We start from the raw sequence: 9,466 nt of genomic DNA on the forward strand, positions 1-9,466 counted from the left end.
CGCGGCAATGCCGGCGGTTTAAAGCGGGCTGATATACTGCAGAGCATTGCAACCAACGCCCCCTTCTGTGGACGACATCCCTCTCTCCGCCCAGCTGCTGTTGCTGGCGATCCTGCTGATCAGTTCCGGTTTCTTCTCGCTGGCCGAGACGGCCATGATGGCGGCCAACCGCTATCGCCTCAAATCCGCCGCCGCACAAGGCTCGCGCGGCGCGCAGCTGGCGCTGCAGCTGCTGGCCAATACCGAGCGCCTGCTGGGCGTGGTGCTGCTGTTCAACAATCTGATCAACGCCGCCTCGGCGACCCTGGTCAGCCTGATCACCATCCGCCTGTTCGGCGAGGACAAATGGGCCCTGGGCCTGGGCACGCTGGCCGTGACCTTCCTGATCCTGGTGTTTGCCGAAATCACGCCCAAGGTGATCGGCGCCAACCATGCCGACAAGCTCTCGGCACTGGCCGCTTATGTGCTGACGCCGCTGCTGCGCGCCAGCTATTTCGTGGTCGGTTTCATTAATCTCTTTGTCACCGCGATCCTGCGCCTGCTGCGCGTCAAGGCGATCAATGAAGAGACCGCGCAGTCGCTCTCGCCCGAGGAACTGCGCATGATGGTGCTCGAATCCAGCCATTACATCCCGCCCAAGCACCGCTCCATCCTGCTCAATCTGTTCGAGCTCGAAGAGGTGACGGTTGAAGATGTGATGGTGCCGCGCGGCGCCATGGAAGCGCTGGACCTGGCCAGCAGTGAAGAACAGCTGCGCCAGCAGATCGCCACCAGCTACCACTCGCGCCTGCCGGTATTCTTTGAAGAGCCCAACAATGTGCTGGGCATCCTGCACCAGCGTCGCCTGTTGCCGCGCCTGCTCGAACAGGACTTCAACCACGAGACCTTGCGCGAGCTGCTGGCGCCAGCCTATTTCATCCCGGCCAATACGCCGGTGTACTCGCAGTTGCAGTTCTTCCAGGAAAATCACCAGCGCCTCGGGCTGGTGGTCGATGAATACGGCGAAATGCTGGGTCTGGTGACCCTGGAAGACATCATCGAAGAGCTGATCGGCAAATTCACCACCAGCGTGCCCGGCACGGATCGCCGCCTCAAATGGGACGACAACGGATCGGTCACCGTCGATGGCAGCCGCTCGCTGCGCGAGCTCAATCGCCTGCTGGGCCTCAACCTGCCGCTGGAGGGGCCGAAAACACTCAATGGGCTGGTGCTGGAACAGCTGGAAGACATCCCGGAGTCAGGTGTCAGCGTCAAGATCGGCAATGTGCCCATCGAGGTCTTGCAGAGAGAGGACCGTCGCATCAAAACGGCACGCATCTTCCGCCCACAGGACAAGACCACCTGAGACGTACCGCCGGTCTTGCCCCGGCGGCAAAGGCTTTACAAGCAAAGGTTCAAGGTGCAACATCAACTATCATGCGTAAGTCTTTGATCTGTATCTAAAGGTATGGCGGCAAATCCGCAAATCGCACTGAGTGGCCTGGCGCGGGCCCTGATCCAGCAGAATCGGTTGAGTGAAGCCGATGCTGTCTCATGCACAGCGGCCGGCAACAGCGGGGGCGGCTTTCTCAACGAAGTGGTGCAGCGCGGGCTGATCAGCGCCGCAGAACTGGCTATGTTCAGTGCCGAAACCTTCGGCTACCCGATGCTCGACCTCGATGCCGTCGACGACACCCACATCCCGCGCAGCGCCATTGACGCCAAGCTGATCAGCAAGCATCAGGTGGTGCCGCTGTCCAAGCGCAACAACCGCATCACCGTCGCCGTCAGTGATCCGACCAATCTGCGCGCACTCGACGAAATCCGCTTCCAGACCGGGCTCAGCGTCGATCCGGTGGTGGTCGAAGTCGGCAAGATCGCTGCGCTGATCGCGCGCCTGACCGAAAACACCACGACTGCGCTGACCAGCCTGATCCAGGGTGACGAGTTCGATATGGACTCGATGGGTGAGCTGGCCGAGGCCAGCGAAGAGACCACCGCCTTCGACGCCGGCAGCGCCGATGTCGATGATGCGCCGGTGGTCCGCTTCATCCAGAAGATGCTGATCGACGCCATCAACGAAGGCGCCTCCGACATCCACTTCGAGCCCTACGAAAAGTTCTACCGCATCCGCTACCGCACCGACGGTGTGCTGCGTGAAATGGTGCAACCGCCGCTGGCTTTGCGCGACAAGATCGCCGCACGGATCAAGGTCATCTCACGCCTGGACATTGCCGAAAAACGCGTGCCGCAAGATGGTCGCATGAAGCTGGTGATCTCCAAGAGCAAGGCCATCGACTTCCGCGTCTCGACCCTGCCGACCATGCACGGCGAGAAGATCGTGATGCGGATTCTCGATGCCAGTTCGGCGATGCTGGGCATCGACGCTCTGGGCTACGAGCCCGAACAGAAGGCGGCCATGATCGAGGCCATCGAACGCCCCTACGGCATGGTGTTGGTCACCGGGCCGACCGGTAGCGGCAAGACGGTGTCGCTCTACACCTGTCTGAACATGCTCAACAAGCCTGGCGTCAATATCTCGACCGCCGAAGATCCGGCCGAAATCAACCTGCCTGGCATCAACCAGGTGTCGGTCAACGAAAAAGCCGGGCTGACCTTTGCTGCCTCGCTCAAGTCTTTCCTGCGCCAGGATCCGGACATCATCATGGTCGGCGAAATCCGCGACCTGGAAACCGCCGAGATCTCGATCAAGGCCGCCCAGACCGGCCACCTGGTGCTGTCGACCCTGCACACCAATGATGCGCCCACCACGCTGGAGCGCCTCAAGAACATGGGCGTACCGCCCTTCAATATTGCCTCCAGCATCATCCTCATCACCGCCCAGCGTCTGGCGCGCCGCCTGTGCAGCTGCAAGAAGCCGCTCGACATCCCGATGGAAGTGCTGCTCGAAGCCGGCTTCAGCGAAGCCGATCTGGACGGCAGCTGGCAGGCCTACGGCCCCGGCGGCTGTGAGCGCTGCAAGAACAGCGGCTACAAGGGCCGCGTCGGCATCTATCAGGTGATGCCCATTTCCGAGGAAATCCAGCGCATCATCATGACTGGTGGCAACTCCATGGACATTGCCGCCCAGGCGCAGCTCGAAGGCATCAAGGACCTGCGTCAGTCCGGTCTGCTCAAGGTCAAGCAGGGCGTAACATCATTGACCGAAGTGCTTGCCACCACCAACGAATAAAGCGAACAGCCCAGGACACACCATGGCCACAGCAGCAGCCCGCAGACCCGCCAAGCAACAACAGAAGGAAATCCTGTTCGTCTGGGAGGGCAAGGACAAATCCGGCAAGATCGTGCGCGGAGAAATGCGTGCCGCAACCGAAAACGTGGTGCAGGCCTCCTTGCGGCGCCAGGGCATCTCGGTCCTCAAGGTCAAGAAGCGCAGCTTCGGACGGGGCGCCAAGATCCACGAACGCGACATCGCCATCTTCACCCGCCAGCTGGCCACCATGATGCGCGCCGGCGTGCCCTTGCTGCAGTCTTTCGACATCGCCATCAAGGGCTCAGGCAATGCGTCGATGGCCCGACTGATGAACGACATCCGCAATGACGTCGAGACCGGCACCAGCCTGTCGCAAGCCCTGCGCAAGAAGCCGCTCTACTTCGACACGCTCTACTGCAATCTGGTGCAAGCTGGCGAACAATCCGGCGCACTGGAAAACCTGCTTGATCGCCTGGCGACCTACAAGGAGAAAATCCTCGCCATCAAGAGCAAGATCAAGTCGGCACTCTTCTATCCCGCGGCAGTTGTGGTTGTTGCGTCAGCTGTTGTCACGGTGATGATGTTGTTCGTGATCCCACAATTCAAATCCGTCTTTTCCAGTTTCGGTGCTGATCTACCCGCTCCAACCCTGATTGTCATCAGCATGTCCGACTTCTTCGTCGCTAATGCCTTCCTACTATTCATTATTGTTGCGGGTACCATCATCGGTTCGGTAATGGCCTACAAACGCTCACCGCACATGCAGGCGACGATGGATCGCCTGATCCTGCAGGTGCCGGTGATTGGTGAAATCATCCGCAAGGCCACCATCGCCCGTTGGACACGTACGCTGGCCACCATGTTCGCGGCCGGCGTGCCCTTGGTCGAAGCACTCGACTCCGTTGCCGGAGCGGCCGGCAACCGTGTCTATCAAACCGCCACCCGTGCGATCCAGAATGAAGTCTCGACCGGTACCAGCCTCACCGTCGCCATGCAAGGCGTTCAGGTCTTTCCGGCGATGGTGGTGCAGATGATCTCCATCGGCGAAGAATCCGGCCAGCTTGACGGCATGTGCAGCAAGGTCGCCGACTTCTTCGAGCGCGAGGTCGACGACATGGTCGCCGGCCTGTCGCAGCTGATCGAACCGATCATCATCGTCTTTCTGGGCGTCGTGATCGGCGGCATGGTGGTCGCCATGTACCTGCCGATTTTCAAGATTGGCGCGGTCGTCGGGTAAGCCAGTTCATGTTTGACTATCTGCAGAACCCCGGCGCGCTGCTGCTCGCCTGCACGCTGCTGGGCCTAGCTGTCGGCAGTTTTCTCAACGTCGTCATCCATCGCCTGCCGCGCATGATGGAGCGCAACTGGCTCAGCGAGTCCTTTGCCAGCCTCAGCGAACGTCTGCCGGAAGGCTTGCGCGGCGAGCTGGAGCGCTGGTGGCAGGCCTCGGCCGCCGAGCGCGCGGCGCCGGAGCTCAACATTGCTTCGCCGCGCTCGCGCTGCCCGCACTGTGGGCACCTGATCAGCGCGGCCGAGAACATCCCGCTGATCAGCTACATCGTCTTGCGTGGCCGCTGCAGCGCTTGCAAGGCGCCGATCAGCCTGCGCTATCCGCTGATCGAACTGCTCAGCGGCGCACTCTCGGCGGCCGTCGCCTGGCACTTCGGCTACAGCCTGGCCTGCCTGGGTGGCCTGCTGTTCGTCTGGAGCCTGATTGCGCTGAGCTTCATCGACCTCGATACCATGCTGCTGCCCGATGACATCACCCTGCCCCTGCTGTGGCTGGGCCTGCTGTTCAATCTGGCCGAGGTTTTCGTGCCCCTCGACGAAGCGCTGATCGGCGCTGTGGCCGGTTACCTCGTACTGTGGTCGGTGTTCTGGCTGTTCAAGCTAATCACCGGCAAGGAAGGCATGGGTTATGGCGACTTCAAGCTGCTTGCCGCCATCGGCGCCTGGTTTGGCTGGCAGGTACTGCCCGCCGTGATCCTGCTCTCATCCTTGGTCGGTGCCGTGGTCGGCATCGCGCTGATGATCTTTGCCCGTCATGGCCGTGACGTACCGATTCCCTTTGGTCCCTATCTCGCTGCCGCCGGCGTCCTAAGCCTGTTTTTCGGCCCGACCTTAACCGCGCTGATCGCCGGGACTTGAAAAAAGCCGCCGCGCCCACATAGTGCGAGAAAGCTTGCCGCATGCGATTTTGCGCCGATGCTGCAATGCGTTAGACTGACACAAAGCCGTCCGGAGTCCATTCCATGCCTATCTACGAATACCGCTGCAGCGCCTGTGGCCTGCAAAAAGATCATCTGCAAAAAGTCAGCGATCCGCTGATCGACACCTGCCCCGCCTGTGGCAGCAAGTCCTACAGCAAGGCGCTGAGCGCTGCCGGCTTCCAGCTCAAGGGCTCGGGCTGGTACGCCACCGACTTCAAGGGCGGAGGTTCGTCTTCCTCCGCTTCCACCAGCAGTGGCGCCAGCGCTGCGGCAGCCTCCTCCAGCACGGCCGACACGCCGGCACCGAGTTGCGGAACCGGTTGCGCCTGCCACTGAGCTTATTGATTCCATGAAGAAATATCTGATCACCGGCCTGCTGGTGTGGGTGCCGCTTGCCATTACGGTGTGGGTGCTGCAACTGCTGGTCAACTCCCTTGATCGCAGCCTGCTGCTGTTGCCCGAACAGTGGCGCCCCTCCGAGATCCTCGGCTTTGAAATCTGGGGACTGGGGGCGGTACTGACCATTCTGGTGGTATTTCTGACGGGTCTCATCGCCTCCAACTTCTTCGGTCAGCGCGTAGTGCTGGCCTGGGAAAGCATCCTGTCGCGCATCCCGGTCGTCAAATCGATCTATTCGAGCGTCAAACAGGTCTCCGACACCTTGCTCGGCCCGGGCGGCCAGGCCTTCCGCCACGCCCTGCTGATCCAGTATCCGCACGCCGGCGCCTGGACCATCGCTTTCCAGACCGGTAGCCCGGCCGATGAAGTGGCCACTCACCTGCCTGATGACTGCGTCAACGTCTATGTGCCGACCACGCCGAACCCGACCTCCGGCTTCTTCCTGATGGTGCCACGGCGTGACACCGTCACGCTCGATATGAGCGTCGATGCCGCACTCAAGCACATCATCTCGATGGGTGTGGTGCCGCCGGAAAAAAACAGCAACGGGCATTGAGCGCACGCAATCCGCTACAATACGCGGCCATGAAAACGCTCATCTCACGTCCGCCCTGCGTCAACGCAGGCGCTCCGCACCGGGTTCCGCCGCGAAATCTCATGGGTTGAGCCGCCTCTGCCGCTCAACCCGCAGCCCATTCCCCGCGCGGCAAGATGTGCATTTGCCCGAGCCGAACACGTACTTTCCCGGAGTTTTACATGCGAACCACTTACAGCGGCCTCGTTTCCGCCGCTCATCTTGACCAGACCGTCACCCTGTTCGGCTGGGCCCACCGTCGTCGCGACCACGGCGGCGTGATCTTCATCGACCTGCGCGACCGCGAAGGTCTGGTGCAAGTCGTCTGCGACCCGGACCGTGCAGCCACCTTCGCCGTGGCCGAAGGCGTGCGCAATGAATTCTGTCTGAAGGTGGTCGGCAAGGTGCGCCGCCGCCCCGAAGGCACCACCAATAGCAACCTGATCTCCGGCGAGATCGAAGTGCTGGCCTACGAGCTGGAAGTTCTGAACGCTTCCGTGACGCCGCCGTTCCAGCTCGATGACGAAAACCTCTCCGAGAATGTGCGCCTCACGCACCGCGTGATCGATCTGCGCCGCCCGGCGATGCAGAAGAACATGATGCTGCGCTACAAGACCGCACGCGCCTTCCGCCGCTATCTGGACGACGCCGGCTTCATCGACATCGAAACGCCGATGCTCACCAAGAGCACGCCGGAAGGCGCACGCGACTACCTGGTACCCAGCCGCGTGCATGACGGTCAGTTCTTCGCCCTGCCGCAGTCGCCGCAGCTCTTCAAGCAGCTCTTGATGGTCGCCGGTTACGACCGCTACTACCAGATCACCAAGTGCTTCCGCGACGAGGACCTGCGCGCTGACCGGCAACCCGAATTCACCCAGGTCGATATCGAGACCTCGTTCCTGACCGAGAACGAGATCACCGCGATCATCGAAGACCTGATCCGCTACGTGTTCAAGGACGCCATCGACGTCGATCTGCCGAATCCCTTCCCGCGCATCACCTACGCCGAATCGATGCGCCGCTACGGTTCGGACAAGCCCGACCTGCGCGTGACGCTGGAACTGGTCGATGTCGCCGATGCGATGAAAGATGTCGCCTTCAAGGTGTTCGCCGGCGCGGCCAATGATCCGGCCTGCCGTGTCACCGCTCTGCGCATTCCGGGCGGCGCCAGCCTCACGCGCAGCGAAATCGACGGCTACACCGAGTTCGTCAAGATCTACGGTGCCAAGGGTCTGGCCTACATCAAGGTCAACGATGTCACGCAGATCAACGAAACCGGCCTGCAGTCGCCGATCGTCAAGAACCTCTCCGAAGCTTCGCTGAAGACGGTGATCGAACGCACTGGCGCACAATCGGGCGACCTGATTTTCTTCGGCGCCGACAAGGCCAAGATCGTCACCGACGCATTGGGCGCGCTGCGCAGCAAGATCGGCCACGAGAAGGGTCACGTCGACGGCCGCAAGTGGGCGCCGGCCTGGGTCATCGACTTCCCGATGTTCGAATACGACGACGAGAGCAAGCGCTGGGTCGCCTGCCACCACCCCTTCACCTCGCCCAAGGATGAGCACCTGGAATTCCTTGAGACCGATCCGGGCAAGTGCCTGGCCAAGGCCTACGACCTCGCGCTCAATGGCTGGGAACTCGGCGGCGGCTCGGTGCGTATCCACCGCGCCGACGTGCAGGAGAAGGTGTTCAAAGCGCTGGGCATCGGCGAGGAAGAAGCGCAACTCAAGTTCGGCTTCCTGCTCGACGCGCTCAAGTACGGTGCGCCCCCGCACGGTGGTCTGGCCTTCGGTCTGGACCGCATCGTCACCATGATGACTGGCGCCGAATCGATCCGCGACGTGATCGCCTTCCCGAAGACGCAACGCGCCCAGTGCCTGCTCACCCAGGCGCCGAGCCCGGTCGACGAGAAGCAGCTGCGCGAGCTGCACATCCGCCTGCGCAACGTGCAAAGCCCGGCGCAATAAGCGCACGGCAACACGACTCGAAAAGGCGAACTGCGGTTCGCCTTTTCTTTTGCGAAAGATCTGCATTACGCAAGCATCACAGCGCATCAGCGGCGCACAAAGCCGATATGCTTGCAGACCATGCGCTCCGTTCAATTCACGCCCATCCACGCCATGACATCACCCCGTGCCGGAGTTCTGCTGTGTGCCCTGCTGCTTGGTGGCTGCGTGCACGTCGCCGCGCCCGAGCTGCCGCAAACCCTGCCCGAGCGCTGGCAACAGCAGCCGCTGGCGGACGCCGCCCTGCCGGCTGCCGATCTGCGTGGCTGGTGGCGCGCCTTCAAAGATCCGCTGCTCGACCAGCTGGTCAGCAGCCTACTGGAACAGAATCTGGACCTGGCGCAGGCGCAGAGCCGCCTCAAGCAGGCGCGTGGTCTCGCTGAAGCCTCGGCAAGCGAATACCTGCCCAGCTTGAGCGCCGGCGCACGCAGCGTCGATAGCGCCTCGGGGCGCAAATCCTATTTCCACGCCACCCTGGATGCGATCTGGGATCTTGGCGCCTTCGGCATGCGCGACGGTCTGGCGCTGCAAGCGCAAGGTCAGGCCCAAGCCGCGCAGGCCGAGGTGCAGGCGCTGCGCGTCAGCCAGATTGCCGAACTGCTGCGCCACTACATCGCCCTGCGGGCGGCCCAGGCGCAAACGCAGAATCTGGCGGCACAACAAGCACTCGATGAACAACAGGTGGCGCTCATCAATGCGCGCATCCAGGCGCATCAGATGGCGGCCAGCGAACAGGAAGTCCTCGCCCGCCGTCAGCAGCAAACCCGCCTGGCGCTGGCCGCCAGCAAGCTCGAAGCCCTGCGCGCCGCACAGGCCGTCGCCGCCCTGCTCGGCCGCACCGCGGCCGACCCCGCCTGGCAAAGCCCGGCGCCGCAACCGCTGGCGCCGGCACTGCGCATCCGTCAGGTACCCAGCGACCTGCTGCGCACGCGGCCGGACATCTGGCGCGCCGAAGCCGATGTGCTCGCCGCCGCCGGTGACGCCGCCCAGGCTCGCGCACGGCTCTATCCGCGCATCACGCTGGGCGCCAGCTATCTGTTCGCCTACGATCTGGATACGCACCGCAAATCGCATGTCGACG

8 protein-coding genes are annotated in these 9,466 nt (G+C 62.4%); all 8 read left to right on the forward strand.

The annotated features are described in order from the left end of the window. Window positions 1-67: 67 nt before the first annotated feature. Window positions 68-1,345, forward strand: coding sequence for an HlyC/CorC family transporter (locus ABDB84_RS11330; RefSeq protein ID WP_345919838.1), 1,278 nt, complete (start codon window positions 68-70; stop codon window positions 1,343-1,345). 102 nt (window positions 1,346-1,447) lie between these two features. After that, entirely contained in the window at window positions 1,448-3,172 is a 1,725-nt protein-coding gene (gene pilB, locus ABDB84_RS11335) for a type IV-A pilus assembly ATPase PilB (RefSeq protein WP_345919839.1), read from the forward strand. 22 nt (window positions 3,173-3,194) lie between these two features. Beyond that, window positions 3,195-4,430: a type II secretion system F family protein gene (locus ABDB84_RS11340; RefSeq protein ID WP_345919840.1), complete on the forward strand. Its 1,236-nt coding sequence runs from the start codon at window positions 3,195-3,197 to the stop codon at window positions 4,428-4,430. Between the two features lie 8 nt (window positions 4,431-4,438). After that, a complete protein-coding gene (locus ABDB84_RS11345; protein ID WP_345919841.1) occupies window positions 4,439-5,341 on the forward strand; it encodes a prepilin peptidase in 903 nt (300 codons plus the stop codon). Between the two features lie 104 nt (window positions 5,342-5,445). Continuing rightward, window positions 5,446-5,739, forward strand: a complete 294-nt coding sequence (locus ABDB84_RS11350) for an FmdB family zinc ribbon protein (RefSeq protein WP_345919842.1) — start codon at window positions 5,446-5,448, stop codon at window positions 5,737-5,739. A gap of 13 nt (window positions 5,740-5,752) precedes the next feature. Beyond that, window positions 5,753-6,358: a DUF502 domain-containing protein gene (locus ABDB84_RS11355; RefSeq protein ID WP_345919843.1), complete on the forward strand. Its 606-nt coding sequence runs from the start codon at window positions 5,753-5,755 to the stop codon at window positions 6,356-6,358. 200 nt (window positions 6,359-6,558) lie between these two features. Continuing rightward, window positions 6,559-8,346 carry an aspartate--tRNA ligase gene (aspS, locus tag ABDB84_RS11360; RefSeq protein WP_345919844.1) on the forward strand — a complete coding sequence of 596 codons (1,788 nt, stop codon included), beginning with the start codon at window positions 6,559-6,561 and terminating at the stop codon, window positions 8,344-8,346. Between the two features lie 153 nt (window positions 8,347-8,499). Next, the coding region (locus ABDB84_RS11365; protein ID WP_345919845.1) for a TolC family protein at window positions 8,500-9,466 on the forward strand (967 nt) is incomplete at its 3' end.

The organism is Uliginosibacterium sediminicola (assembly GCF_039631295.1).
In the GTDB taxonomy this organism is placed as follows: Bacteria; Pseudomonadota; Gammaproteobacteria; order Burkholderiales; family Rhodocyclaceae; genus Viridibacterium; species Viridibacterium sediminicola.